The organism is Variovorax sp. RCC_210, from assembly GCF_041355175.1.
In the GTDB taxonomy this organism is placed as follows: domain Bacteria; phylum Pseudomonadota; class Gammaproteobacteria; order Burkholderiales; family Burkholderiaceae_C; genus Variovorax.
Genome location: NZ_JBFUPJ010000003.1, coordinates 313546 through 340022, shown reverse-complemented (window position 1 = coordinate 340022; position 26477 = coordinate 313546). Strand labels below are relative to the sequence as shown.

22 protein-coding genes are annotated in these 26477 nt (G+C 68.9%); 13 read left to right on the top strand and 9 right to left on the bottom strand.

Annotation, left to right across the window (positions count from 1 at the left end; all coding sequences use genetic code 11):
• Window positions 1-6 precede the first annotated feature (6 nt).
• Window positions 7-474, bottom strand: a complete 468-nt coding sequence (locus AB6807_RS13595) for a low molecular weight protein-tyrosine-phosphatase (protein ID WP_371084978.1) — start codon at window positions 472-474, stop codon at window positions 7-9.
• A gap of 183 nt (window positions 475-657) precedes the next feature.
• Between AB6807_RS13595 and AB6807_RS13590 the strand changes: the two genes are divergently transcribed.
• From AB6807_RS13590 to AB6807_RS13570, 5 genes are all read left to right on the top strand, one after another.
• Entirely contained in the window at window positions 658-1038 is a 381-nt protein-coding gene (locus AB6807_RS13590) for a hypothetical protein (RefSeq protein WP_371084977.1), read from the top strand.
• Window positions 1039-1413: 375 nt separating this feature from the next.
• A complete protein-coding gene (locus AB6807_RS13585) occupies window positions 1414-1635 on the top strand; it encodes a hypothetical protein (protein WP_286514938.1) in 222 nt (73 codons plus the stop codon).
• Window positions 1636-1854: 219 nt separating this feature from the next.
• A complete protein-coding gene (gene mgtA, locus AB6807_RS13580; RefSeq protein WP_371084976.1) occupies window positions 1855-4620 on the top strand; it encodes a magnesium-translocating P-type ATPase in 2766 nt (921 codons plus the stop codon).
• 94 nt (window positions 4621-4714) lie between these two features.
• A complete protein-coding gene (locus AB6807_RS13575; protein ID WP_371084975.1) occupies window positions 4715-5290 on the top strand; it encodes an HAD family hydrolase in 576 nt (191 codons plus the stop codon).
• 75 nt (window positions 5291-5365) lie between these two features.
• Window positions 5366-6082, top strand: coding sequence for an MgtC/SapB family protein (locus AB6807_RS13570; RefSeq protein WP_116913389.1), 717 nt, complete (start codon window positions 5366-5368; stop codon window positions 6080-6082).
• Window positions 6083-6097: 15 nt separating this feature from the next.
• On the opposite strand, the gene AB6807_RS13565 is transcribed toward AB6807_RS13570, so the two are convergent.
• The 4 genes from AB6807_RS13565 to xdhC form a co-directional block, all read right to left on the bottom strand.
• Window positions 6098-7540, bottom strand: a complete 1443-nt coding sequence (locus AB6807_RS13565; protein ID WP_116913390.1) for an NAD-dependent succinate-semialdehyde dehydrogenase — start codon at window positions 7538-7540, stop codon at window positions 6098-6100.
• Between the two features lie 205 nt (window positions 7541-7745).
• Window positions 7746-9101: a glycerate kinase gene (locus AB6807_RS13560; protein WP_371084974.1), complete on the bottom strand. Its 1356-nt coding sequence runs from the start codon at window positions 9099-9101 to the stop codon at window positions 7746-7748.
• A gap of 75 nt (window positions 9102-9176) precedes the next feature.
• Complete coding sequence (locus AB6807_RS13555) at window positions 9177-10382, bottom strand: urate hydroxylase PuuD (RefSeq protein WP_116913392.1); 1206 nt, start codon at window positions 10380-10382, stop codon at window positions 9177-9179.
• A 215-nt stretch (window positions 10383-10597) separates the two neighbouring features.
• Window positions 10598-11407: a xanthine dehydrogenase accessory protein XdhC gene (gene xdhC / locus AB6807_RS13550; protein WP_371084973.1), complete on the bottom strand. Its 810-nt coding sequence runs from the start codon at window positions 11405-11407 to the stop codon at window positions 10598-10600.
• A gap of 53 nt (window positions 11408-11460) precedes the next feature.
• Between xdhC and AB6807_RS13545 the strand changes: the two genes are divergently transcribed.
• Complete coding sequence (locus tag AB6807_RS13545; RefSeq protein WP_207786832.1) at window positions 11461-11958, top strand: hypothetical protein; 498 nt, start codon at window positions 11461-11463, stop codon at window positions 11956-11958.
• 2 nt (window positions 11959-11960) lie between these two features.
• Here AB6807_RS13545 and uraH read toward each other — a convergent pair whose 3' ends face one another.
• Window positions 11961-12311, bottom strand: a complete 351-nt coding sequence (uraH, locus tag AB6807_RS13540) for a hydroxyisourate hydrolase (RefSeq protein ID WP_116913395.1) — start codon at window positions 12309-12311, stop codon at window positions 11961-11963.
• A 113-nt stretch (window positions 12312-12424) separates the two neighbouring features.
• Here uraH and AB6807_RS13535 point away from each other — a divergent pair, with 113 nt between their 5' ends.
• The 4 genes from AB6807_RS13535 to AB6807_RS13520 are packed head-to-tail and all read left to right on the top strand — an operon-like array spanning window position 12425 to window position 17106.
• A complete protein-coding gene (locus AB6807_RS13535; protein ID WP_116913396.1) occupies window positions 12425-13099 on the top strand; it encodes a GntR family transcriptional regulator in 675 nt (224 codons plus the stop codon).
• Between the two features lie 25 nt (window positions 13100-13124).
• On the top strand, window positions 13125-14087 hold the full coding sequence (gene puuE, locus AB6807_RS13530; protein WP_371084972.1) for an allantoinase PuuE: 963 nt from the start codon (window positions 13125-13127) through the stop codon (window positions 14085-14087).
• Window positions 14084-15862, top strand: coding sequence for a 2-oxo-4-hydroxy-4-carboxy-5-ureidoimidazoline decarboxylase (gene uraD / locus AB6807_RS13525; protein WP_371084971.1), 1779 nt, complete (start codon window positions 14084-14086; stop codon window positions 15860-15862). The genes puuE and uraD overlap by 4 nt, the downstream gene beginning before the upstream one ends.
• 17 nt (window positions 15863-15879) lie before the next feature.
• On the top strand, window positions 15880-17106 hold the full coding sequence (locus AB6807_RS13520; RefSeq protein WP_371084970.1) for an ArgE/DapE family deacylase: 1227 nt from the start codon (window positions 15880-15882) through the stop codon (window positions 17104-17106).
• Between the two features lie 87 nt (window positions 17107-17193).
• Here AB6807_RS13520 and AB6807_RS13515 read toward each other — a convergent pair whose 3' ends face one another.
• Window positions 17194-19239, bottom strand: coding sequence for a putative bifunctional diguanylate cyclase/phosphodiesterase (locus AB6807_RS13515; RefSeq protein WP_371084969.1), 2046 nt, complete (start codon window positions 19237-19239; stop codon window positions 17194-17196).
• Window positions 19240-19428: 189 nt separating this feature from the next.
• Between AB6807_RS13515 and AB6807_RS13510 the strand changes: the two genes are divergently transcribed.
• Window positions 19429-21150, top strand: a complete 1722-nt coding sequence (locus AB6807_RS13510) for an S-layer protein (protein WP_371084968.1) — start codon at window positions 19429-19431, stop codon at window positions 21148-21150.
• A 214-nt stretch (window positions 21151-21364) separates the two neighbouring features.
• Window positions 21365-22867: a diguanylate cyclase gene (locus AB6807_RS13505; RefSeq protein WP_371084967.1), complete on the top strand. Its 1503-nt coding sequence runs from the start codon at window positions 21365-21367 to the stop codon at window positions 22865-22867.
• A gap of 49 nt (window positions 22868-22916) precedes the next feature.
• Here the strand turns inward: AB6807_RS13505 and AB6807_RS13500 are convergent, their stop codons facing one another.
• Window positions 22917-23342, bottom strand: a complete 426-nt coding sequence (locus AB6807_RS13500; protein WP_286514923.1) for a PPC domain-containing DNA-binding protein — start codon at window positions 23340-23342, stop codon at window positions 22917-22919.
• Between the two features lie 188 nt (window positions 23343-23530).
• Here AB6807_RS13500 and norR point away from each other — a divergent pair, with 188 nt between their 5' ends.
• Window positions 23531-25144: a nitric oxide reductase transcriptional regulator NorR gene (gene norR / locus AB6807_RS13495; protein ID WP_371084966.1), complete on the top strand. Its 1614-nt coding sequence runs from the start codon at window positions 23531-23533 to the stop codon at window positions 25142-25144.
• Between the two features lie 159 nt (window positions 25145-25303).
• Here the strand turns inward: norR and AB6807_RS13490 are convergent, their stop codons facing one another.
• Window positions 25304-26476 carry a PepSY-associated TM helix domain-containing protein gene (locus tag AB6807_RS13490; RefSeq protein WP_371084965.1) on the bottom strand — a complete coding sequence of 391 codons (1173 nt, stop codon included), beginning with the start codon at window positions 26474-26476 and terminating at the stop codon, window positions 25304-25306.
• Window position 26477: the final 1 nt, after the last annotated feature.

Genomic DNA, 26477 nt, shown 5'->3' with positions numbered 1-26477 from the left:
AGGGTTTCAGGCTTCGGCCTGCAGCCTGGCAAGCAGGCCGTCCACGCCGTGGTCGATCAGGTCGAAGACCTCGATGAAGTCCTGCTGGCCGCCGTACCACGGGTCGGGCACGTCGCCCTCGATGCCGTCGGCGAATTCGGTGAACAGGTGCACCTTGTCCGCGGTGCCCGCGGGTGCGAGCCTGCGCAGCGCGGCGCAGTGCTGGGCTGTCATGCCGATGAGCATGTCGACATGCGCGAAGTCGGCCTTGCGCACCTGGCGCGCGGCATGGGCATGCATCTGGATGCCGCGGCGCTTGGCCTCGGCGACGGAGCGGCGGTCGGGCGGGTTGCCGCGCTCTTCGTCGGAGATGGCGGCGCTGTCGACCTCGACATCGAAGCCGGCGGCGCGGGCCTTGTGCATGAGCAGGGTGTGGGCCGTGGGGGAACGGCAAATATTGCCGGTGCAAATAAACAAGATCGATTTTTTTCTCATCTTTATCGACAACCTGGCTGTGTGTTTCTCTCGTGCGGCGACGTTGCGTGGGCCCCACCGGGTAAGCCTGCGTCCTTCACGAACCATCGGCAATGGCCCATCGGCCAGCACCTCGAAGTCCATCATTCTCAGCTGCCAGCCGTCGGTCTCATTGACCGACACAAGCCTCACATGGAGCCACGCATGAAACTCATGACCGTCGAACTGACGCATGAAGACGGGACCGACCTCGCGAACTGGTCGACCTTCGGCGAGACGCTACCGGCCGAAGCCTTCGACCGCCTCATCCGCGTGCTGGCCGAAACGCGCCGCTCGATGGAGCCCGCTTTCCCCGAGAAGCTGCCGATGCTGGTGAAGGAGCCGCCGCAAGTCGACGGCCCCGCCTGGCAATGGACCATGCAGGCTGACGGCCACCTGATCCTGAACGCGCGGCATCCGGGGCTGGGTTGGATCGGCTTTCGCATGCCCGACGTGGAGGCCTTCCACGCCAACCTGTCGGACGTGCTCGCCCAGCGAAAAGCGCTGCGCGAAGAGCTCGATCCACCGATCCATCCGCCGTCGTGAAGCGCGATCGCACTGCGGCGCAAACGCAACAGCGAGGCGATAACCACCCTGGCGCCAGCGCGGGGACTTCAGCTGAAGGGTTGACGCATTTCATGCCGCGGTGCAACAATTGGCAATCTTCATTTCGGAGCCCCGTGCGTGGACAGTGCCAGTTGGATCAGTGACAAGACGCGTGCCTCGGCAGGCGTGACACACCCGGCTCTCTAGCGCAGGCTCCCTTGCGCTGCGTGGCCGTCGTGCACGCAGCGTGACCCTCTTGCCCTCGGCGGCAAGCGGTTCTCCCCCTTCCGAATCCCGTCGTCTCGTTACTGACTTTTTCAGTCAGCTTGCGTGCGTCCGTGCGCGAGGTTTCCTTCAACGCGAAGGAGCCTTGTCATGCGTCACTTTCATCTTCGTCGTCAGCCACACCACGAACCGCTGCGCGCTCGTGCGTCGGCGCACGTGCCCGTCGACACGCCCGTGGCAGTTGCTGCTGCTGCCGTGCCGGTGGCCGCACCGGCCGTCGAAGGCGCGCTGGACCAGGCCGCTGCGCTGTGGACCACGCGCCGCATCCGCAGCTTCCTGGTGCTGCAGCCCGCCCACGGCCTGCGCCGCTGAGCGCAGCGGCACCTTCCTCTCGCCCTTCTTCTTCACCACGCCTCGCAGCCCAGGAGCACACCATGGAACCAGCCTCTCGTTGGCGCCGTAGCGCGCCCCCTTCGCTTCGATCGATTGCAAAACCGCGGCACGCCGTCGCGCTTCGCAAGGGGTTGCTTCCGGCTGGTTGATGCCCGGAGGTTCTCCCGGGCGGGCGGCGGCCGCCCGAAGGAGAACCCCATGAACAACGTCCTCAAGTCTTTCTTTGAAAGCTTCCTGCGCAGCCGCCACATGCTGCATCACTTCGAGCGCTGGCAATCGCTGCTGGGCTCGAAGCCCGTCTCCGGCGGCTCGCTGCAGATGCCGCCCGACATCGCGAAGGCGCTGAACACCGCTTCGCGCACCGATGCCGGCGAAATGCTGGTCCGCCTCGACAGCTCGCCGCGCGGCCTGAGCGAAGGCCATGCGCAGGTGCTGCGCAAGCGCCTGGGCAGCAACGAGGTGCGCCACGAGCAACCGCTGCCCTGGTGGCAGCACCTGTGGCAGTGCTACCGCAATCCGTTCAACCTGCTGCTGACGGTGCTGGCGCTGGTCTCGTACGTCACCGAAGACATGAAGGCCACGCTGGTCATCGGCAGCATGGTGGTGCTGTCGACCGTGCTGCGCTTTCTGCAGGAGTCGCGCTCCAACAAGGCCGCCGACCGCCTCAAGGCGATGGTGAGCAACACATCGACGGTGCTGCGCCCCGCGCCCGGGCAGAAGGCCGGCGCGGCGGGCGACGAAGGCTTCGACACCACGCACACCGGCACGGTGCGCGTGGAGGTGCCGATGCGCGACCTGGTGCCCGGCGACGTGATCGCGCTGTCGGCCGGCGACATGATCCCGGCCGACTGCCGGCTGCTGACCGCCAAGGACCTGTTCATCAGCCAGTCGGCGCTCACGGGCGAGGCCATGCCGGTGGAGAAGTTCGTGGTCGACCGCGGCGCGCACGACGCGGGCGTGCTGGAGCGCGAGAACCTGCTCTTCATGGGCACCAACGTGATCAGCGGCACGGCCAGCGCGCTCATCGTGCACACGGGCGACCGTACCTTCTTCGGCGCGCTGGCGCAGCGCGTGACGGCCACCGACCGCGGCACCAGCGCGTTCCAGGCGGGCATTAACCGGGTGAGCTGGGTGCTGATTCGCTTCATGCTGGTGATGGCGCCGCTGGTACTGGTGATCAACGGCGTGGCCAAGGGCGACTGGTGGGAGGCGGCGCTGTTCGCGCTGTCGATCGCGGTGGGCCTCACGCCCGAGATGCTGCCGATGATCGTGACGGCCACGCTGGCCAAGGGCGCGGTGGTGATGTCGCGCCAGAAGGTGATCGTCAAGCGGCTGGAAGCGATTCACAACTTCGGCGCCATGGACGTGCTGTGCACCGACAAGACAGGCACGCTCACGCAGGACCGCATCGTGCTCGAACGCCACACCAACGCCTGGGGCGAGGACTCCGACCACGTGCTGCAGTTCGCCTACCTCAACAGCTTTCACCAGACGGGGCTGAAGAACCTGCTCGACAAGGCGGTGCTGAGCCACGCCGAGATGCAGCTGGAAACGCGCCTGCAAACGGCCTACCGCAAGATCGACGAGGTGCCCTTCGACTTCTCGCGCCGCCGCATGTCGGTGGTGGTGGCCAACGGCGGCAGCGAGCACCTGCTGATCTGCAAGGGCGCGCTCGAAGAAATCCTGTCGGTGTGCACGTCGGTGGAGCGTGGGGCCGAGGTGCTGGCGCTCGACGCCGAGGTGCTCTCGCGCATCCACCGCGTGGCGTCGGAGCTGAATGCAATGGGCCTGCGCGTGGTGGCGGTGGCCAGCCGCGCGCTGAAGACCGAGGCGCAGAAGCCGGCCTACGGGGTCGCTGACGAGTCGGGCCTCACGCTGCTGGGGTACGTGGCCTTTCTGGATCCGCCGAAGGAATCGACGGCGCCAGCCTTGCGTGCGCTGGCCGAGCACGGCGTGGCGGTGAAGGTGCTGACGGGCGACAACGAACTGGTCACGCGCAAGGTGTGCGCCGACGTGGGCCTGGAGGTGGGACGCATCGTGCTGGGCCGCGAGGTGGAGGACATGGCCGAGGCCGACCTGCGGCTGGTGGTGGAGGCGCACCAGGTGTTCGCCAAGCTCACGCCGGCGCACAAGGAGCGCATCGTGCACGCGCTGCATGCCAACGGCCATGTGGTGGGCTTCATGGGCGACGGCATCAACGACGCGCCGGCGCTGCGGGCGGCGGACATCGGCATCTCGGTGGACGGCGCGGTGGACGTGGCGAAGGAGTCGGCCGACATCATCCTGCTGGAGAAGAGCCTGATGGTGCTGGAGCAAGGCGTGATCCAGGGGCGGCGCACGTTCGCGAACATGCTGAAGTACATCAAGCTCACGGCGAGCTCCAACTTCGGCAACGTGTTCTCGGTGCTGGTGGCCAGCGCATTCCTGCCGTTCCTGCCGATGCTGCCGCTTCACTTGCTGGTGCAGAACCTGCTGTACGACGTGTCGCAGATCGCGATTCCGTTCGACAACGTGGACGACGAATTCCTGAAGAGCCCGCAGCGCTGGAACCCGGCGGACCTGGGGCGCTTCATGGTGTTCTTCGGGCCGCTGAGCTCGGTGTTCGACATCCTCACGTTCACGGTGATGTGGCACGTGTTCGCGGCGAACACGGTCGACCACCAGACGCTGTTCCAGTCGGGCTGGTTCGTGGAGGGGCTGCTGTCGCAGACGCTGATCGTGCACCTGATTCGCACGCGCAAGATCCCGTTCCTGCAAAGCCGCGCGGCATGGCCGCTGCTGATCATGGGCGGGGCCATCGCGGCGGTGGGCATCTGGCTGCCGATGGGGCCGCTGGCGCACTACTTCAAGCTGGAGGCGCTGCCCTTGATGTACTTCCCCTGGTTGATCGGCATGCTCGTCGGGTATGCGTTGCTCACGCAGGCAATGAAGGGGTGGTATGCGCGGCGGTATGGGTGGCAGTGACCCTTCTTGAGGCTGTTGTCCGGGGCGTGTGAACAGGCCGCCAGCGCGATCGCGCCCCTAACATGCACGCGTTGGCTTCCGACAAGACACGCAAATGACACCCAAGACACGCAAACTGCTGGTGCTCGACCTCGACGAAACGCTGATCCATGCGACGGAGCACGCGCTAGGCCACGACGAGGACTTTCGCGTCGGCCCCTACCGCGTGCATCTGCGACCGCATCTGTCCGACTTCGTGAGCGCCGTGCTCGCGCAGTTCGAGGTGGGCGTGTGGACGGCGTCCGGCGAAATCTATGCGTCGCAGGTGGTCGAGCGGATCTTTCCGAGCGGCACGCTGGCGTTTCTCTGGTCGAGCGCGCGCTGCACGACGTCGCGAGATTTCACGACCGGCGGCTACCAGACGATCAAGAACCTGCAGAAACTGAAATCGCGGGGCTACGCGCTCGAATCGATCATCGCCGTAGACGACACGCCATCGAAGTACGCCCGGAGCTACGGGAACCTGGTGACGGTGCAGGAGTTCGTGGGCGACCGCGGCGATGCGGAGCTGCCCTTGCTGGCCGCCTACCTGTCACACCTGGCGGAGGTGCCGAACGTGCGTAAGGTGGAAAAGCGCAACTGGCGCGAGCATGTGCAGCGCCAGGCCGGCGATGCGCCAGCGGCCGGTTGAACGACACGAACGAAATCGACAAAGACGGCTACAACAACGGCTGCAGCGACAGCCACGACAAGAGGGAACCCTTCGATGCAAGCCATCCAGAACATCAACCTGCACTCGCTGCTCGACACCTTCATCAGCGTGGCGGCGGCATTCATCCTCGGCTCATTGATCGGGCTGGAGCGCCAGGTGCGACAGCGCACGGCGGGCCTGCGCACCAACACGCTGGTGGCGGTGGGGGCGGCGGTGTTCGTCGACATGGCCAACCGGCTCGACGGCAGCGGCGGCGCGGTGCGCGTGGTGGCCTATGTGGTGTCGGGCATCGGCTTCCTGGGCGCGGGCGCGATCATGAAGGAAGGCGCCAACGTCACGGGGCTGAACACGGCGGCCACGCTGTGGGGGTCGGCGGCGGTGGGCGCCTGCGCCGGGGCCGATCTGCTGGGCGAGGCGCTGATCGCGGCGCTGTTCGTGCTGGCCAGCAACACGCTGCTGCGGCCGGTGGTGAACCGCATCAACCGGCAACCGATCAGCGAAGAGTCGAGCGAAGCGACGTATGTGGTGCGCGTGATCTGTTCGCGCGCGGCGCGGCCCGAAGTGATGGACCAGCTGCTGCTGTTGCTGGAGGCCGCGAACTACCCGGTGCGCGATGTCGACCAGCACCCGTTCGGGCCGGCCGACACCGAGATCGGTGCGACGCTGTATGCAACGGCGGTCGAGCCCGCGGAGCTCGACCGGGTCATCGAAGACCTGGAAAGCCTCGACGGCGTGCAGCAGGCCTTCTGGAACGCTGCCGCCGAAGAGTGATTCGACAATCGGGGCTCAAACGCCCAGGATCGACACGGCCTTGGTGTTCAGGTAAGCCTCGAGCGCTTCCGGGCCGCCTTCAGAGCCGTAGCCCGAATCCTTCACGCCGCCGAAAGGCATTTCCGGCGACGGCGTGGCGGGCTGGTTGATCCAGAGCATGCCCAGCTCGAGCTTCTGGCTCAGCAGGTGCGCGTTCTTGATCGACTTGGTGAACGCATAGCCGGCCAGGCCGAACGGCAGGCGGTTGGCTTCGGCGATGGCTTCTTCCAGCGTGTCGAAACCGCGGATGGCGGCGATGGGGCCGAAGGGTTCGTTGTTGAACACGTCGGCGTCCAGCGGCACGTCGGTCAGCACGGTCGGGGCGAAGAAGTTGCCGGTGTCGCCCACGCGTTCGCCGCCGGCGGCCACGGTGGCGCCCTTCTTGCGCGCGTCGTCCAGCACATGCGCCATGGCCGTCAGGCGGCGGGCGTTGGCCAGCGGGCCGATGGTCGTGCCTTCGGCCAGGCCGTCGCCGAGCTTCAGGCCTTCGGTGTACTTCACCAGCGTGCGGGCGAATTCTTCGCGCAGGCTGTTGTGCACCAGGAAGCGGGTCGGCGAAATGCAGACCTGGCCCGCGTTGCGAAACTTTGCGGCGCCGGCGGCCTTGACGGCCAGGGCCACGTCGGCGTCTTCCGCGACGATGACCGGGGCGTGGCCGCCCAGCTCCATGGTCACGCGCTTCATGTGCGAACCGGCCAGCGCGGCCAGCTGCTTGCCCACCGGGGTCGAGCCGGTGAAGGTGACCTTGCGGATGATCGGGTGGGCGATCAGGTAGTTCGAGATTTCAGCGGGGTTGCCGAACACCAGGCCCACGGTGCCGGGCGGAATGCCGGCGTCGACAAACGCCTGCAGCAGCGCCGCGGGCGATGCCGGGGTTTCCTCGGGCGCCTTCACCAGGAACGAGCAGCCGGTGGCCAGCGCCGCGCCGAGCTTGCGCACGATCTGGTTGATGGGGAAGTTCCACGGCGTGAACGCGGCGACGGGGCCCAGCGGCTCCTTCAGCACCAGTTGCTGCGCGGCCAGGTTGCGCGAGGGCACGATGCGGCCGTATACGCGGCGGCCTTCGTCGGCGAACCATTCGATGATGTCGGCGGCGGCCAGCGTTTCGCCCTTGGCTTCGGCCAGCGGCTTGCCTTGTTCCTGCGTGAGCAGCTTGGCGATGTCGCCGGCGCGTTCGCGGATCAGGCCGGCGGCGCGGCGCATGACGGCGGCGCGCTCGTTGGCGGGGGTGTTGCGCCACTTGTCGAAGCCGCGCTGTGCAGCGGCCAGGGCGCGGTCGAGGTCGGCGATGCTGGCGTGCGCCACCTTGCCGATGGCCTTGCCGGTGGCGGGGTTCACGACGTCCAGCGTCTTGCCGCCGGTGGCGTCGACCCATTCGTTGTCGATCAGCAGGCGGGTGTCGGTGTAGGTGGCGGTCATGCGAACTTTTCCTTCGAGGACTTGGGTGTGAAAAAGGGGAATCTGGGTGTCCGGCGCGGCATCCCCCGGGGGATGCGCTGTAGACAACGGCGGCCAAGACGGCATCAGGGCTGCCGGGGCCATAGATTAACCCGAGTTCACAATGCCCGCGCGGCGCTCGCGAACACCCCCGGAACAGCCCCGGAACAGCCTCGGAACCCCCCGCTTACAAGATCAGCAATGCCCGGAAGTCGTTGACATTGGTGTGCGTGGGCCCCGTCACGAACAGGTCGCCGATGGCATCGAAGTAACCGTAGGCGTCGTTGCGGTCGAGGTGGTCCGACAGCTTGCGGCCCGCGGCGGTGGCGCGCGCCAGCGTGTCGGGCGTGACGAAGGCCCCCGCGTTGTCTTCCACGCCGTCGATGCCGTCGGTGTCGGCCGCCAGCGCCCAGACCTGCGGCTGGCCCATGAGCGCGCCCGACAGGCCCATGCAGAACTCGCCCGCTCGCCCGCCCCGGCCCTTGGCCTGGCCGGGCTGGCGGGGGCGGATGGTGACCGTGGTTTCGCCGCCCGACAGGATCACGCAGGGCCGCGCGAACGGTTCGCCGCGGTGCGCCACGGCGCGCGCCAGCGCGGCGTGCACCTTGCCGACCTCGCGCGATTCGCCTTCGATCTCGTCGCTGAGGATGTGCGCTTCCACGCCCGCCTCGCGCGCCGCCTTGGCGGCCGCCTCGAGCGACTGCTGGGGCGTGGCGATCATGTGTGTTTCGTGCCCTTCGAACACGGCGTCGCCCGGCCTGGGCGTCTCGAGTTCGCCGCTTTCGAGGCGGGCGCGCACCGGCGCGGGCACCTCGATGCCGTAGCGGTCGAGGATGGCCAGCGCGTCGGCACAGGTGGTGGCGTCGGGCACGGTCGGGCCGCTGGCGATGACCGCGGCGTCGTCGCCCGGCACGTCGCTGATGGTCAGCGTGACCACGCGGGCCGGCGCGCAGGCCGCGGCCAGCCGTCCGCCCTTGATGCGCGACAGGTGCTTGCGCACGCAGTTCATCTCGCCGATGCCGGCGCCGCTGTCGAGCAGCTGCTTGTTGATGCGCTGCTTGTCGGCCAGCGTGAGGCCTTCGGCCGGCAGCACCAGCAGCGACGAGCCCCCGCCCGAAATCAGGCACAGCACCAGGTCGTCGGCCGTGAGGCCCTGCGCCAGCGCGAGCATGCGCTCGGCGGCCTGCTGCCCGGCCGCGTCGGGCACGGGGTGCGCGGCCTCCACGATCTCGATGCGCTGCGGCACGCCCTCGGGGCGCGGCGGAATGTGCTCGTAGCGCGTGACGACGAGCCCCGACAGCGGCGCGTCGGCCGGCCACAGCGCTTCGAGCGCCTGCACCATCGAGCCGCCCGCCTTGCCGGCGCCCAGCACCAGCGTGCGGCCCTTCTTGGGGTCCGGCGGCTGGGGCAGGTGCGCGCCCAACGTGGACAGCGGCAGCGCGCGGTCCACCGCCACCCGGTAGAGATGTTCGAGGAAGGCGCGCGGGTTGTCGCGCGGATCGGGGGCGTGGGTGGGGCCGAAGCCCGGTGTCGGTGCGGTCATGGCTGCTTTTGTCTCCAGTCCGGCGATTGTGCTGCGGACCTTGACCCGCCCCCGCCGGTCCTTGGTTGTCTCGGTCTAGTTGGTCTTGGCGCCGGCCTGGAACCAGCGGCTGATGAGCGCGCGTTCCTCGTCGGTGATGCCGGTGGCGTTGTTCATCGGCATGATCTTCGTGACCACCACCTGCTGATAGATCGCCTGCGCATGCGCGGCCACCTGCTCGGGCGAGTCGACGCGCACGTTCTTCATCTGCACCGCGGGGCCGTGGCACATGAAGCAGCGCTGCTCCAGCACCTTCTGCACCTGCGCGAACGGCACCACGGGCGCGGCAGCGGAGGCCACCGGCGCCGCCGCGGGCTCCGGCTTCATCCACACGATGGTCAGGCCCAGCACCACGATGCCCACCAGCGCGTAGGGAATCGGGTTGCCCGCGTTGCCCAGCTTGAAGCGGTGGCGCACCACGAAGAACTGCCGAATGGCCGCGCCGCCGAGCATGATCAGCAGCAGCACCACCCAGTTGTACTTGTGCGTGTAGGTGAAGCTGTAGTGGTTGCTGAGCATCGCGAACAGCACCGGCAGCGTGAAGTAGGTGTTGTGCACGCTGCGCTGCTTGCCGCGCTGGCCGTGCACCGGGTCGACCGGGCGGCCTTCGCGCAGGGCCTGCACGTTCTTGCGCTGGCCGGGAATGATCCAGAAGAACACGTTGCCGCTCATGGTCGTGGCCATCATGGCGCCCACCAGCAGGAAGGCCGCGCGGCCCGCGAACCACTGGCAGGCGAGCCAGGTCGCGAAGACGATGAACACGGCAATCAGCACGCCGACGATGGTGTCGCCGTTCTTGCGGCGCCCGAACACCTGGCAGATGCCGTCGTACACCATCCAGAACACGACGAAGAAGGCCAGCGCCACGGCAATGGCGGCGCCGGGTTGCCAGTCCATCTTCGACTTGTCGATGAGGTAGGTGCTCGCGTTCCACAGGTACGACATGGTGAACAGCGAGAACCCGGTGATCCAGGTGCTGTAGCTCTCCCAGTACGACCAGTGCAGGTGGTCCGGCAGCTTCTTGGGCGCCAGCGCGTACTTCTGCATGTTGTAGAAGCCGCCGCCGTGCACGGCCCATTGCTCGCCGCCCACGCCCTTGTCGAGCGACTCCTGGTCCTGCGGCTTCTCGAGGCTGTTGTCCAGCATCACGAAGTAGAAGGAGGCGCCGATCCATGCGATGGCGGTGATGACGTGGACCCAGCGCAGCAGCAGGTTCGCCCAGTCGAGGTAGTAGCTTTCCATGTGCTCTCTCTCAACCCAGCCGGCGCGTGGGGGCGCCGGGAAGGGGTTTCAGCCTGCTCACCACCGCGGGCACTGTAAGCAGAGAAAGTGCCGCGAACGCAGGCTCCATGAAATGGGCCTCGCTCCGCTGCGGCTTGTTGTGGACCGAAAGTGTATACAGTTTTGGCACGAATCGGCGTGATTATTTAGGGGCGGCTTCGCCGGGAAAACCCTGTTCAACCCAGCGATTGCAACAACTGTGCCGCCACCGCCACGGCGATCACCTCGGGCTCCTTGCCGGTGATGCCGGGCACGCCGATCGGGCAGGTGATGCGGGCCAGCTCGGCGGCCGTGAAGCCGCGTGCCTCCAGCCGGTGGCTGAAGGTCGCCCACTTGGTCTTGCTGCCGATCAGGCCGATGTACGGCAGGTCGTTGCGTTCGCGCAGGCGCTTCAGGCAGGCGATGACGATGTCGAGGTCTTCGGCGTGGCTGAAGCTCATGATGAGCACGCGGCTGCCCGGCGCCAGCGCGGCCACGGCGTCCTGCACGGGCTCGGAATGCTCGGTGTCGATCTGGGCGGGCAGCTGCTCGGGAAACACGCCGTCGCGGCTGTCGATCCAGCGCACCGAAAACGGCAGCGCGGCCAGCAGGCGCGCCAGCGCCGCCCCCACATGCCCGCCGCCGAACAGCGCCAGGGGCTCGAGCCGCGCGACCAGTTCGCGCTGCAGCGCCGGCGCATCGGCCGCCCCGATGCGCTGGTAAGACAGGAACATCACGCCGCCGCAGCACTGCCCCAGGCTCGGGCCCAGCGGGTAGCGCTGGATGCCGTCGAACGGCGCGCGGGTGCCGGCCAGCAGCTCGCGCGCTTCCCGGGTGGCCTGGAACTCGAGCTGCCCGCCGCCGATGGTGGCCGTGAGGCCGTCGGCCCACACCGCCATCCAGGTGCCGGCCTCGCGCGGCGCAGAGCCCTGCGTCGATTCGACGCGCACCAGCACCCCGTCTTCATGGCGAAGACGCGCGAGCAACTGGTCGACTGCGCCACTCATGAGCGATACCTTCGGTTGCCCGGGCCATGAAGACTCACGGTATAAACCCGGCGATGAATCGCCAGCTTACGCTCCGCCGCCTTGCACTCGCCGCCTCCGTTCTTTCCGCCGTGTGGCTCGCCGGCTGCGGCTCCACCGGCTCCGTGCCGGGCCAGCTGAGCGGCACCAACGTGGCCGTGGGCAGCGGCCCGGCGCCACGCGCATCGAGTGCATCCACCGCGCGCGAATACCGCCGCGACGCGGCGCGCCACATCTACGACACCAACCGCTCGCGCATCTACAAGGGCCAGCTGCCGCCGGTGTTGTACGCCGTCGGCACGCTCGAGGTAAACCTCGACGCGGGCGGCAAGGTGCGCGGCATGCGCTGGCTGCGCGCGCCGCAGCATGCGCCCGAGGTCATCGCCGAGATCGAGCGCGCGGTGCTGCAGGCTTCGCCCTTTCCGCCGGCCACGCGGCTCGGCGCGGTGACGTGGACCGACACCTGGCTGTGGGACGAGAGCGGGCGCTTCCAGCTCGACACCCTGACCGAAGGGCAGCAGCAAGGCGACTGACCTCAGGAGCCGCGGTACGTGGAGTAGCTCCACGGGCTCACGAGCAGGGGCACGTGGTAGTGCTGGTCGGTGTGCGCCACGCCGAAGTCCAGCGACACCTTGTTCAGGAAGTTGGGCTGTGGCAGCGTCACGTTGCGCGCCTTGAAGTAGCCCGCCACGTCGAACACCAGCCGGTAGGTGCCGGCCTTCAGCGAATTGTTGTCGTACAGCGGGCCGTCGCTGCGGCCGTCCGCGTTCAGCGTGAAGCGCTTCACCAGCGTGGCGGCGTCGCCGTCGGTGGTGTACAGCGCCACCTCCATGCCCGCGGCGGGGCCGCCGTGCATCGTGTCCAGTACGTGGGTGCTCAGGCCCATGGGGCGCTCCTTGAAAGTCCGGAAGCCGGATCGGTGGGTGGTCGAAAGGATCGGAAAATCACTTGATATTCCGGTGGACAAAAGTGTATACAGTTCACGCCTTTGGGTCTATCATGAAAAACATGGAGTCCTCCACCACCCGTTCGATCGTCGACGCGCTGACCAAGGCCATCGTCGAGCACCGGCTTCAGCCCGGCACCAAGCTGGCCGAGCAGAAGCTGGCCGACCACTTCGGCGTGTCGCGCACGCTGGTGCGGCAGGCCCTGTTCCAGCTCTCGCAGAACAAGCTCATTCGCCTGGAGCCCGCGCGCGGCGCCTTCGTGGCCGCGCCCGCGGTCGACGAGGCCAAGCAGGTGTTCAAGGTGCGCCGCATGCTCGAGGCCGAGATGACGCGCGAGTTCGTGCGCACCGTCACCCCGGCCAAGATCAAGGCGCTGAAGGAGCACGTGGCGCTCGAGAAATCCGCGGTGTCGGGCGAAGATGTCTCGGGGCGCACCGAGCTGCTGGGCGACTTCCACGTGCGCATGGCCGAGCTCATGGGCAACACGGTGCTGGCGCAAATACTGGGCGAGCTCATTTCGCGCTGCGCCCTCATCACGCTCATGTACCAGAGCACCAGCGCGGCCGAGCACTCCAACGACGAGCACGCCGACATCGTGAAGGCGCTGGCCGCCCGCGACGAAGAGCGCGCGGTGCGCCTCATGACCGAACACCTGGAGCACGTCGAGGCCAACCTCACCTTCGACCGCAAGGTTCCCACCAACGACATCTCGCTCGCACTGGCCTGAACGGCCCCTCAATGCACCGACCGCAATGACCGTCTACGACACCACCCTGCCCTACCCCCGCGACCTCGTCGGCTACGGCCGCAACCCGCCCCACGCGCAATGGCCCGGCGGCGCGCGCATCGCGGTGCAGTTCGTGCTGAACTACGAGGAAGGCGGCGAGAACGCCACGCTGCACGGCGACGCGGGCTCCGAGCAATTCCTCTCCGAGATGTTCAACCCGGCGAGCTTTCCCGACCGGCACATCAGCATGGAAGGCATCTACGAGTACGGCTCGCGTGCCGGCGTGTGGCGCATCCTGCGCGAGTTCGAAAAGCGCGGCCTGCCGCTCACCGTGTTCGGCGTGGGCATGGCGCTGCAGCGCTACCCCGAGCTCGCCGCCGCCTTCAAGGAACTGGGCCACGAAATCGCCTGCCACGGCTGGCGCTGGATTCACTACCAGAACATCGACGAAGCCACCGAGCGCGAGCACATGCGCCTGGGCATGGAAGCCATCGAAAAGCTCACCGGCGAGCGCGCCCTCGGCTGGTACACCGGCCGCGACAGCCCGCGCACGCGCCGCCTGGTGGCCGACTACGGCGGCTTCGAGTACGACAGCGACTACTACGGCGACGACCTGCCCTTCTGGATGAAGGTGCAGAAGACCGACGGCACGGTGGCGCCGCAGCTCATCGTGCCCTACACGCTCGACGTGAACGACATGCGCTTCGCGCTGCCGCAGGGCTACTCGCACGCCGATCCGTTCTTCCAGTACATGAAGGACACCTTCGACGCGCTGTACGCCGAAGGCGACGCCAATGGCGACAACAGCCCCAAGATGATGAGCATCGGCATGCACTGCCGCCTGCTCGGGCGGCCCGGGCGCATCACGGCGCTGCAGCGTTTTCTCGATCACATCGCGCAGCACGACCGCGTGTGGGTCTGCCGCCGCGTCGACATCGCGCGCCACTGGAAGCAGGCGCACCCCTTCGAAGCTGGAGCCGCCGCATGACACTCACCATCGCCCAACTCAATGCCGCGGTGCCCGCCGCCGCCGTCGCGCTGCTCGACGGCATCTACGAGCATTCGCCGTGGATCGCCCAGCGCGCGCTGGCCGCGCGGCCCTTCCGCTCGCTCGTGCACCTGAAGCACGCCATGGTGCAGGCGCTGGCGGCTTCGTCCACCGACGAGCAGATCGGCCTCATCCGCGCCCACCCCGAGCTCGCCGGCAAGGCCATGGTCAGCAAGACGCTCACGGCCGAGTCGACCAACGAGCAGAGCAAGGCCGGCCTGACCGACTGCACGCCCGAGGAGTTCGCGCGCATCCAGCAGCTCAACGCCGACTACAACGCCAAGTTCGGCTTTCCGTTCATCCTGGCGGTGCGCGGCCCGCGCGGCACCGGCCTGGCCAAGCGCGAGATCATCGACACCTTCGCGCGCCGGCTGCACCACCACCCAGCCTTCGAGCTGGGCGAGGCGCTGCGCAACATCCACCGCATCGCGGAGATCCGGCTGGACGACAAGTTCGGCGCCGACCTCACGCTGGGCAACGACGTGTGGGACTGGCAGGAACAGCTCTCCGCGCACACCGACCCGGGCTATGCCGAGAAAGGCCAGCTCACCGTCACCTACCTGACCGACGCGCACCGCGCCTGCGCCGCGCAGATCAGCGCGCTGATGCGCGACGTGGGCTTCGACTCGGTGCACATCGACGCCGTGGGCAACGTGGTCGGCCGCTACGAGGCCACGCAGCCCGGCGCCCGCACGCTGCTCACCGGCTCGCACTACGACACCGTGCGCAACGGCGGCAAGTACGACGGCCGGCTGGGCATCTTCGTGCCCATGGCCTGCGTGCGCGAGCTCGCGCGCCAGGGCCGGCGCCTGCCCTTCGCCTTCGAGGTGGTGGGCTTCGCCGAAGAAGAAGGCCAGCGCTACAAGGCCACCTTCCTGGGCTCGGGCGCGCTCATCGGTCACTTCGACACGCGCTGGCTCGAACAGAAGGACGCCGACGGCGTCACCATGCGCGAGGCGATGCGCCATGCCGGCCTGGACGAGGCCGAGATTCCGAAGATCCAGCGCGACCCGTCGCGCTACCTCGGCTTTGTCGAGGTGCACATCGAGCAGGGCCCGGTGCTGACCGAGCTCGACCTGCCGCTGGGCATCGTCACCTCCATCAACGGCAGCGTGCGCTACGTGGGCGAGGTCATCGGCATGGCCAGCCACGCCGGCACCACGCCCATGGACCGCCGCCGCGACGCCGCCGCCGCGGTGGCCGAGCTCATCCTGTACACCGAGCAGCGCGCCGCGAAAGACGGCGACTCGGTGGGCACCGTGGGCATGCTCGAAGTGCCCAGCGGCTCCATCAACGTGGTGCCCGGGCGCTGCAAGTTCAGCCTCGACCTGCGCGCGCCGAACAACGCGCAGCGCGACGCGCTGGCCATCGACGTGGTCAATGCGCTGAAAGACATCTGCGAGCGCCGCGGCGTGCGCTACGAGCTCGAGGAAACCATGCGCGCCGCCGCCGCACCCAGCGCGCCGGCGTGGCAACAGCGCTGGGAGAAGGCCGTGGACGCGCTGGGCATTCCCCTCTTCCGCATGCCCAGCGGCGCCGGCCACGACGCCATGAAGCTGCACGAGGTGATGCCGCAGGCCATGCTGTTCGTGCGCGGCATCAACTCGGGCATCAGCCACAACCCGCTCGAATCGAGCACCAACGACGACATCCAGCTGGCGGTGCAAGCCTTCCAGCTGCTGCTCGACCACCTCGCCGCCGACCAAGCCCACTGATTCACAGAAGAACAACCATGACCGACTACGCAAAGCTCGACGCCTGGATCGACGCCCACTTCGACGAGGAAGTGAAGTTCCTGCAGCAACTGGTGCAGGTGCCCACCGACACTCCGCCCGGCAACAACGCGCCGCACGCCGAGCGCACCGCAGAGCTGCTGAAGGATTTCGGCCTCGACGCCGAGAAGCACGCCGTGCCCGCGCAGGACGTGAAGGACTACGGGCTCGAATCGATCACCAACCTGATCGTGCGCCGCAAGTACGGGAACGACGGCATCACCGTGGCGCTGAACGCCCACGGCGACGTGGTGCCCCCCGGCGAAGGCTGGACGCACGACCCCTACGGCGGCGAGATTGCCGACGGCAGCCTCTACGGCCGCGCCGCCGCCGTGAGCAAGAGCGACTTCGCCAGCTTCACCTTCGCGCTGCGCGCGCTCGAGGCGGTGGCCAGGCCCACCAAGGGCGGCGTGGAACTGCACTTCACCTACGACGAAGAGTTCGGCGGCATCCTGGGCCCGGGCTGGCTGCTGAAAAACGGCCTGACCAAGCCCGACCTGATGATCGCGGCCGGCTTCAGCTACGAAGTGGTCACTGCCCACAACGGCTGCCTGCAGATGGAAGTGACGGTGCACGGCAAGATGGCGCACGCCGCCATCCCGACCTCGGGCATCGATGCGCTGCAGGGCGCGGTGAAGATCCTGAACGCGCTGTACGCGCAGAACACGCGCTACCAGCAGGTCACGTCCAAGGTCGAGGGCATCACGCACCCGTACCTGAACGTGGGCCGCATCGAAGGCGGCACCAACACCAACGTGGTGCCCGGCAAGGTGGTGTTCAAGCTGGACCGCCGCATGATCCCCGAGGAGAACCCGGTCGAGGTCGAGGCCGACATCCGCCGCGTGATCGCCGATGCCGCCGCCGAGAGCACGGGCATCACCGTGGACATCAAGCGCCTGCTGCTGGCCAACTCGATGAAGCCGCTGCCCGGCAACAAGCCGCTGGTCGATGCCATACAGAAGCATGGCGGCGAGCTGTTCGGCGAGCCCATCAAGGCCATGGGCACGCCGCTGTACACCGACGTGCGCCTGTACGGCGAAGCGGGCATTCCGGGCGTGATCTACGGTGCCGGCCCGCGCACCGTGCTCGAGTCGCACGCCAAGCGCAGCGACGAGCGCGTGGTGCTGGAAGACCTGCGCCGCGCCACCAAGGTGATTGCGCGCACGTTGAGCGACCTGCTGGCCTGATCTTTACTGCCTGGCCCGGTGCGGGCCGGACAAGCCGCGCGGCAGGCGCCGCGACAAGCTCAAATCTCAGGCCTGGGCTTGGTAGGCCTAGGCCGCGCTCACCGGCGCGGCGGCCGTCACCGCCAGCGGCAGGCGGGCCGCATCCCATGCGATCACATCCGGCAGCGGCGCCGGCCGCGCCAGGTGGTAGCCCTGCACCAGCTTGCAGCCCAGGGCGCGCAGCGCGTCGAGCTCGTCCTGCGTTTCCACGCCCTCGGCCACGACCTGGATGTTCAGCGACCGGCCGAGCTGCACGATGGCATCGACCAGCACCACGTTGCCCGGCGACGACGACAGCCCCAGGATGAAGCTGCGGTCGATCTTGACCTGGCGCACGTACTCGCTGCGCAGCGACGCCAGCGACGAGTAGCCCACGCCGAAGTCGTCCACCACGATGGCCACGCCCGCAGCCGACAGCGCGCTCAGCCGGCTGCGCGTGGCGTGGGTGTCGAGCGCCACCTCTTCCGTGATCTCGATCTGCAGCCGGCGCGGCGCGATGCCGCGCGACTTCAGCAGGCCCAGCACGATGTCGTCGACCGCCAGCTGCGCCATTTCGCGCGGCGACACGTTGATGGCAATGGGCACGCCCGCCAGGCTGGAGCCCGCGGCTTCCAGCTGGCGCATGCCGCGGCACACCTCGTCCACCAGGTGGCGCAGCAGCGGTTCGGCCAGGCCGGTGTTGGCGGCCGCGAAGATCACTTCCTCGGGCGAGATGTGGCCGTGGCGCGGGTGGTTCCAGCGCATCAGCGCTTCCAGGCTGTGCACCTCGCGGGCGTCGCTGGCCATGATCGGCTGGTACCACACGCCGATGGCGCGCGCCTCGATGGCATGCAGCAGGTCGCGCTCCACGTCCCGGCGCGTGGCGAGGCGCTGGTTGAGCGCGCTGTCGAACACCTGGAAGCGGTTGCGCCCGGTGCGCTTGGCCTCGTACAGCGCCTCGTCGGCAAAGCTGATCATGTCGGCGATGTCCGCGTCGTCCGTGACGACGATGCCGATGCTTACGCCCAGGTGCCCGCCGTAGTGCGCCGTGGCGAACGAGATGGAGCGGATCAGCGCCTGCGCGATGGCCGTGGGCGTCTGGCGCTCGGGCTTGAGCGTGTAGAGCACCGCGAATTCGTCGCCGCCCCAGCGCCCGAGGATGGCCTGCATGTCGACGATTTCCCGGCGCAGCCAGCCGGCCACGTCCTGCAGCACCCGGTCGCCGACCTTGTGGCCGAAGGCGTCGTTCACCGCCTTGAAGCCGTCCAGGTCGAGCAGCAGCAGCCCGTGCTGGCGGCCGTCGGGCGCGGCGATGTGCAGCGTGGCGGCCTCGGTGAAGCCTTCGCGGTTGAGCAGGCCGGTGAGCGAGTCGTGCGAGGCGCGAAACGCCAGCTGCTGCGTGGCGTCCAGCGACAGGGCGTGAACCTGCCTGAGCTGCCCGGCCAGCGCGGTGGCTTCGTTCTTCAGGCGGCTGCCGTCGCGAAAGGTCTTGTCGCTCTGCAGGGCGCCGCGCGCCAGCGCCGCGAGGTACAGCAGCACCATGGCCGCCAGGGCCAGGTTGTCGAAGCCGCCGGCATACACCAGGCAGCCGACCACCGAGAGCAGCGCCGGGGTGATGAAGCTGATGGGCACCGGCGCGTAGGCGATGCCGTAGGTGACCGAGCCCGCGCAGATGCCGCACACCACCGTGAGGTAGAACACGGCCTGCGGCGACGAGTAGCCGTGGCACAGCAGCGGAATCAGCGCCCACACGCAGCCCGACAGCGCGGCCATTGCCGACGCCAGCCGCAGGTGCGACGCCACCGGGCGGGCCGTGGGCGAGGCCGCCACGCCGGCCTCGGGCGTCGTGCCGGGCGAGGGAGCGAAGGCCCAGCGGCTCACGTAGCTGCGCAGCCCGTTCACCACCAGCGACAGCAGCAGCCAGCTCAGCCCCTCGAACGCGCGGCCCGAGTTCAGGGCCACCAGCGTCGCGGTAAAGCTCAGCACCACGTTGATCGGAATGGCGGCCAGCACGCTGCGGCGTATGGCGACCAGCTGGTCGGTGCGCACCATGCGGGACAGCACCTCGCCATCGACGGAAGCGGTAAGCGAAGGGGGGGGCGCGCTGGAATTCATGGAAGGGCCACAGTTTATAGAGGGCGCATGGGCTCACGGCCCGTTTCGGGGCTTTGCCGACCAAATTTAAAGCCGCCGGTGCACGCACTTTCGTTTGGCTTTCATCCCAGCGTCACGAGGTAAATCGACACTCTGCGGCCCTGGCGGGCGCACGCTTTTCACGCGCCTGTCATCGTTTTTTTCCTCGTCATGCCGCACCCCTTCGCTCCCCATTCCCTTCCCGCCGCGCTCCCGTTTCGCCGTTCCCTGTTCTCCACCCTGGCCGTTGCCACGCTGATGCTCGCGGGCTGCGGCGGCGGCTCCAACGGCGCCGGCTTCGTGCCGCTGCCCACCACGAGCCCTGCGCCGCCGGTCGTGGTGGCGCCGGCCGATCCCGCGCCCGTCGACCCCACCCCCACCGCCCCACCCGGCCGCTGGACCGTGGGCGACCTGCACGTGCACACGATCCAGTCGGACGACACCCAGCAGATCTCCACCCTCGACCAGGTGCTGGCCAAGGCCTTCGACCGCTTCGGGCTGGACTGGGTGGCGCTGTCGGACCACCTGCGCCTGTCGTCCTATGACAACGACGGCAACAAGCTGGCCAAGCAGATTCCCTTTTCACAGGGCCTGGCCCAGTACCAGGTGCCGCGCATCAAGGCGCTGCAGGCCGGCGGCAAGTACACGGACAAGACCATCTTCGCGTCCTTCGAGTGGGACATGCCGGCGCACGACCACGGCAACGTGGGCATCCTGGGCGACAAGCCCATGTCCGACGCCGCGCTGAAGGCCGCCAGCCAGTTCGAATACCTGTTCACCAACCGCGACGCCGCGCTGTTCCCGGCCGACGACGTCGCCGCCTGGGGCCCCAAGGCGGGCACCGGCTACAACACCCACGCCGAGACGCTGGCGGCCATTGCCTGGCTGAAGAAGAACTACCCCGACAGCAGCTACCTGCAGATCAACCACCCCTCGCGCAACGCCGGCTCGTACACCGCCGCCCAGCTGCGCGAGATGAACGACCTGGCGCCGAACATCGTGTTCTCGCTCGAAGGCATGGTCGGCAACCAGATGGAGCCCGACCGCGGCGGCTACAACAAGGGCGTGCCTTCGGACCCGGCCACCCTGCCGCTGCGCACCTACGGCGGCGTCGACTACCTCGTCGCCAAGCTGGGCGGCACCTGGGACGCGCTGCTGTCCGAAGGCCGGCGCATCTGGAACGTGGCCGACTCCGACTACCACTTCACCACCTCGCAAGGCCAGTACAGCAGCGGCTACGCCCCCGGCGAATACGCCAGGAACCACCTGTGGGGCGACGTGAAGGACCCGAAGTCGCTGCTCTCGGCCATGCGCTCGGGCAAGCTCTTCGCGGTGAACGGGGGGCTGATCGACGCGCTCGACTTCAAGGTGCAGGCCGCCAAGGGCGCGGGCGAAATGGGCTCCGACGTGGCCGCCACCGCGGGCGAAGACCTGAAGATCACCATCCGCTTCAAGAGCCCCGAGCGCAACAACTTCGAATACCAGCTTGGCAGCGGCATCTACGCCAACGTGAAGCCGGTGGTCGACCACATCGACCTGATTTCCGGCGACGTGACCGGCCCCGAGCTGCCGGGCACCCCGGGCTATTCGCGCGACACCAACCCCTCGACCCGGGTGCTCAAGCGCTTCACCCGCGCCGACTGGAAGGTGGACGGCGAGGGCTACTTCGCCGTGAGCTACACCGTGAAGGCCGGCAACAACCAGTATTTCCGCCTGCGGGGCACCAACCTGGGCACCGACGTGCCCAACGAGACCGCCGCCGGCGAGCCGCTGCCCGACGCGCAGACCACCGGCGCCGACCACGTGGCGCGCTTCAACGCCATCAACGCGCGCAACTATGCCGACCTGTGGTTTTATTCGAACCCGGTGTTCGTGAAGGTGGCGGCGAAGTAGCGCAGGTGGGCCCGGGCCTGGCCGGGCCCGGGCGGCCCGCCCTGGAGAACGGCTTTCGCACCCCGCCGGCGGCACCGCCGCGGCGGGGGCGCGCCCGCGTCGGATAGAGTCCGGGGCTCCAATTGCCCGGCAATGCGCAGCGCGAGCCAGACGCTGCGCGCCACGGGCGCGCCAGAAAAGCCATGAGAACAAGTTCGTCCGGGGGTTTGCGCAAGTGAAGCGCGATATTCGTCTCGCCAGGTCTTTGCTGGTGGCCGTGGTGATCTCCGTGTCGGCGGCCACCGTGTGGCAGGTCTGGGCCATGCACAAGCGCACGCTGGCCGAAATCGACACCAACAACCTCAACCTCGCCCAGGCCCTGAACACCTACGCCGAAGGCGTCTTCGCCCAGAGCGCCATCGTGCTGCTGGGCGTGGTCGAGCGGCTGGAAACCGAAGGCCGGGGCCCCGAGAACCTGCGGCGCATGCAGCTGCTGGCCGCGCGCCAGGAGCAGCTGCTGAACCAGCTGAACAGCCTGTCGATCCTCGACGCGCAGGGCGATCCGCTGATGCAGTCCAAGGCCGGGCTGCTCACGGGCACCGGCAGCGTGGCGCGGGCCTACTTCGTCTACCACCGGGACAACCCCTCGCGCGACATCTACATCGGCCCGCCAATCCGCAGCCGCGGCACCGGCGAATGGGTGGTCACGGTCAGCCGGCGGCTGGAAGACGGCGAGCGCAGGTTCGCCGGCGTGGCCGTCGTCACGCTGGGCCTGGAGAACTTCCTGCGGCCGTTCGGCACCATCGACATCGGCAGCAGCGGCGCCATCAGCCTGGCCACCACCACCGGGCAGCTGCTGGTGCGCTACCCCTACCGCGAACAGGACGTGGGCCGCGACTTTTCCAGGTCGGCCAACTTCCAGCGCCACTTCATGGACACCGGCGCCTCGGGCACGGCCTCGTTCCGCTCGGAACTGGACGGCACCGAGCGGCTCTACGCCTTCCGCAAGAGCGACCGCTACCCGGTGGTGACCACCGTGGCGCTCGGCAAGGACGAGGCGCTGCGGGGCTGGCGCCGCCAGGCGCTGCTCACGCTGGGCGTCGTGCTGGCCCTGCTGGTGGCCGTGGCGGCCGTGGGCCGCCGGCTCATCGTCAACATCAAGGAACGCGTGGGCGCGCAAGACTCGCTCCTGGCCACCCGCGAAGCGCTGCTGAAGGCCAACCGCCGCCTGGAGGTGCAGGCCACCGAAGACCCGCTCACCGGCCTGGCCAACCGCCGCAGCTTCGACGAGGCCCTGACGCTGGAGTGCCGCCGGGCGGCGCGCGAACAGACTTCGCTGTCGCTGCTGCTGTTCGACCTGGACCACTTCAAGCGCTACAACGACACCTACGGCCACGTGGCGGGCGACCGCTGCCTGCGGGCGGTGTCAGACGCGCTGAAGCACCGCGCCAAGCGCCCCGGCGACCTGGTGGCGCGCTACGGCGGCGAGGAACTGGCCATCATCCTGCCCAACACCGAGCTGGAAGGCGCCCGCAACGTCGCCGACCTGCTGATCGGGCGCATCCACGCGCTGAACATTCCGCACCGCGCCAGCCCGCACGCCCGCGTCACCGCCAGCGTGGGCGCCGCCACCCTGCACGGCAACGAGGCGCAAGGCGGGGAGCTGAAGCTCATCGAGGCCGCCGACCGCGCGCTGTACAGGGCCAAGCAGGGCGGGCGCAACCGGTCGATGACCTGACCGGCATCGGACCGACATCCGACCGGCGATCAGGCTTTGACCCGCTGCCTCAGAGCCTGAGCACGTTGGCGCCAAGGCAGGCGTCGAGCGCGCGCTCCAGCTGGCGGTCGTGCACGACCAGCGTGATCTCGACCGAGCCCGTGGACACCTGCAGTTCGAGCAGGTGCCCGCCGACCGCCTGAAAGTCGCTGCCCGCCGCCACGCCGTGGGCATGGATGGAGGGCTTGCCCTCCTTCCACGCGATGCTGCCGACCATGCTGCCCAGCTCGACGTCGCGAAAGGTGCGCGGGTCGAACTGCCTGGTTTCCCGGTTCCAGAAACCGAAGGTCGCGTGCACGAAGCCGAGCCCCGTGAAGCTCGCGCTGGGCAGCGCCTCTTGCACCGCAAGCCGCTCCAGCGCCGCGAAGACGTCGGCGCCTTCGCGCAGCACCATGAGATGGCCGGTGGGCGTGCGGATGTGGTCGGGTGAGTTCATGGGTGCGGGCTCCTTCCGGCGAAGTGTGCGGCTTTGCCCTGCGCGGAAAAACACCCCGCGCCGCAGAAGACTTGTGCCGCCGAATCAACAGCCGGCCTCCCGGCTCGCCCGCAATCCATTTCCCCGCGCAGTGCCTCTCCCCGATGCAGCTCGCCCGCCTCCCGCCCGGCAGTCAAAATGACTGCCCCATGACCCCGCCCAGCCTGCTCACCGCCCTGCTCCCCCTCATGGCCGACCTGGCGCAGGACCTGCCCGAGGCCGAGCGCCACCGGCGCCTGCTGGAAACGCTGCGCGTGCTGCTGCCTTGCGACGCCACCGCCATGCTGCGGCTCGAAGGCGCGTGGCTGGTGCCGCTGGCCGTCAACGGCCTGAGCGGCGACACCCTGGGCCGGCGCTTTCGCGTCACCGAGCACCCGCGCTTCGAACAACTGCTGGCCGCGCCGGGCCCGGTGCGCTTCGCGGCCGACTGCGGCCTGCCCGACCCCTTCGACGGCCTGGTCGACGGCGTGCAGGGCCACCTGCCGGTGCACGACTGCATGGGCTGCGCGCTGCAGGTCGACGGCCGGCCCTGGGGCGTGCTGACGCTGGACGCGCTCGACGTCGGCCGCTTCTCGCGCGTGGAGCTCGACGTGCTGCAGGCCTTCGCGAGCCTGGCCGCCGCCACCGTCGCGCTGGCCACGCGCATGCACGGGCTGGCGGCGCGCGCCGAAGACGAGCGCCAGCGCGCCGACAGCTACGCGCAGGCCGCGGCTCAGCTTGGCCACAGCGGCCACGGCCCGCGCCAGCTCATCGGCCACGGCGCCGCGCACAAGCGGCTCATGAAAGAAATTGCGCTGGCCGGCCCCACCGACCTGTGCGTGCTCATCCAGGGCGAGACCGGCACCGGCAAGGAGCTGGTGGCGCAGGCGCTGCACGCCGCCTCGGCGCGCGCCAAGCGGCCGCTGGTGAGCATCAATTGCGCGGCCCTGCCCGACAACCTGGTCGAGAGCGAGCTCTTCGGCCATGTGCGCGGCGCCTTCACCGGCGCCGTGGGCGACCGCCGCGGCAAGTTCGAGCTGGCCGACGGCGGCACGCTGTTCCTCGACGAGGTGGCCGAGCTGCCGCTGCAGGTGCAGGCCAAGCTGTTGCGCGTGCTGCAGGGCGGCCACCTGCAGCGCCTGGGCTCCGACCGCGAGCACCGCGTCGACGTGCGCGTCATTGCCGCCAGCAACCGCAACCTGGCCGACGAGGTGCGCGCCGGCCGGCTGCGCGCCGACTTCTACCACCGCCTCAGCGTGTACCCGCTGCTGGTGCCGCCGCTGCGCGAACGCGGGCGCGACGTGCTGCCCATCGGCGGCTTCTTCCTCGAAGAGGCGCGCTCGCGCATGGGGCTGGGCGCGGTGCGGCTCGACGCCGGCGCCCAGGCAGCGCTGCTGGCCTACGACTGGCCCGGCAACGTGCGCGAGCTGGAGCACCTGCTGGGCCGCAGCGTGGTGAAGGCGCTGGGGCGGCATGCGCAGCGGCCGCGCATCCTGACGCTGGGTGCGGAAGACCTGGGGCTGGGCGTGGGCGACGCGGCGGGAGCCACGGCCACGGCCACGGCCACGGCCACGGCCTCGGCCGCCAGCCCGCAGGCGGGCGCGGTGCCCTCACCGGCCGCGGCGCTCGGGCTGCGCGACGCCGTCGCGGACCTGGAACGGCGCATGGTGCTGCAGGCGCTCGAACAACACGGCCACCAATGGGCCGCGGCGGCGCGCGCACTGGGCATCGACCCGGCCAACCTCGCACGCATGGCGAAGCGGCTGGGCATCGCGCGGGGCTGAGGCACGGCGCCTGCCGCTGATCGCACCGACCGCACCGATCGCGCCGACCGCGCCTGTGGCCCTAGCGGTGCTTGCGCCGGTAGTCGCGCGGCGTGTCGCCCATCACGTCGGCGAACCGGCGCCGACCGTGCCGATACCACACCCGCAACAGCCAACAGCTCAGCGCCGGGCCGCGCGCAGCCGGCCCACCCAGAGGTACAGCCCGCTGCCCAGCACGGCGATGGCCGCGATGTCCAGCAGCGCCCACACGATCTTCAGCGGCAGGCCGCCGTAGTCGCCGAAGTGCAGCGGCCGCGCCAGCTGCAGCGCGCGCAGGTAACCCGGCATCTGCGCGACGGCCGTGAGCTGGCCGGTTTGCGCGTCGACCAATGCCGCGGTGAACAACCGGTGCGTCAGCGGCGTGTTGCCGTTGGTCCAGACCAGGTAGTGGTGCGGGTTGGAGAACGAGCGGCTCGGGAAGATCAGGCTGGTGACATTGCGCTGCGGCAGTGCGGCGCGCACCGTGTCGAACGCGGCCTGCGCCGGGCTGCGGGGCGGCGTCACCGCCTGGCCCTGGTAGCCGCTCAGCAAAGCGCTCATGTCGGTGCGCCGCCAGTGGGCCGACAGCGGCTTCGACAGCTCGTTCATCACGCCCGTGAAGCCCACCACCAGCGCCCACACCAGCACGCAGACGCCCAGCAGGTTGTGCCGGTCGAGCCAGGTCATTCGCCGCGTGCGGGTGCGCACCGCGCCGAACGCCAGCTTGCGCATGTAGGGCGCATAGAGCACCGTGCCGGACACCAGCGCCAGCACGAAGACGAGGCCGACGACGGCGAGCGTCATCTCGCCCGCGAAGCCGGCGAACACGTCCGTGTGCAGGCGCAGCAGCCACGCCATCCACGTTGCCATCGACCTTGCCGATACCGATGCGGCGCCGCCCGGCGGTGTGTCCGCCACGACCTCGGCGGTGCGCAGGTCGAACTCGACGCGGTGGTCCTTGCTGCGATCGGGGCTGTCGGCCGGCGCCATCACCACCTTGGCGCGCGGCTCGTCGTCGTCGATGAAGACGAAGCGCACCACTTCGCCGGGGTAGCGCTCGCGCGCGATGTGCACCAGCGTGTCGAGGCTGGCCCACTGCCCGGGCCCGGCGTCATCCACACCGGCTACACCAGCCACACCAGCCACACCCGGCAAACCAGGCAAACCAGGCAGAGGCGTGGTTGCCGCGTCCTCTATCTCCTGCGAGAAGATCAGCGGCAGCCCCGTGAGGCACAGCACCAGCAGGAACACGGTGCAGGCCAGGCTGCTCCAGGTGTGCAGCCACTGCCAGCGCCTGAGCGTGCGCGGTCGCACT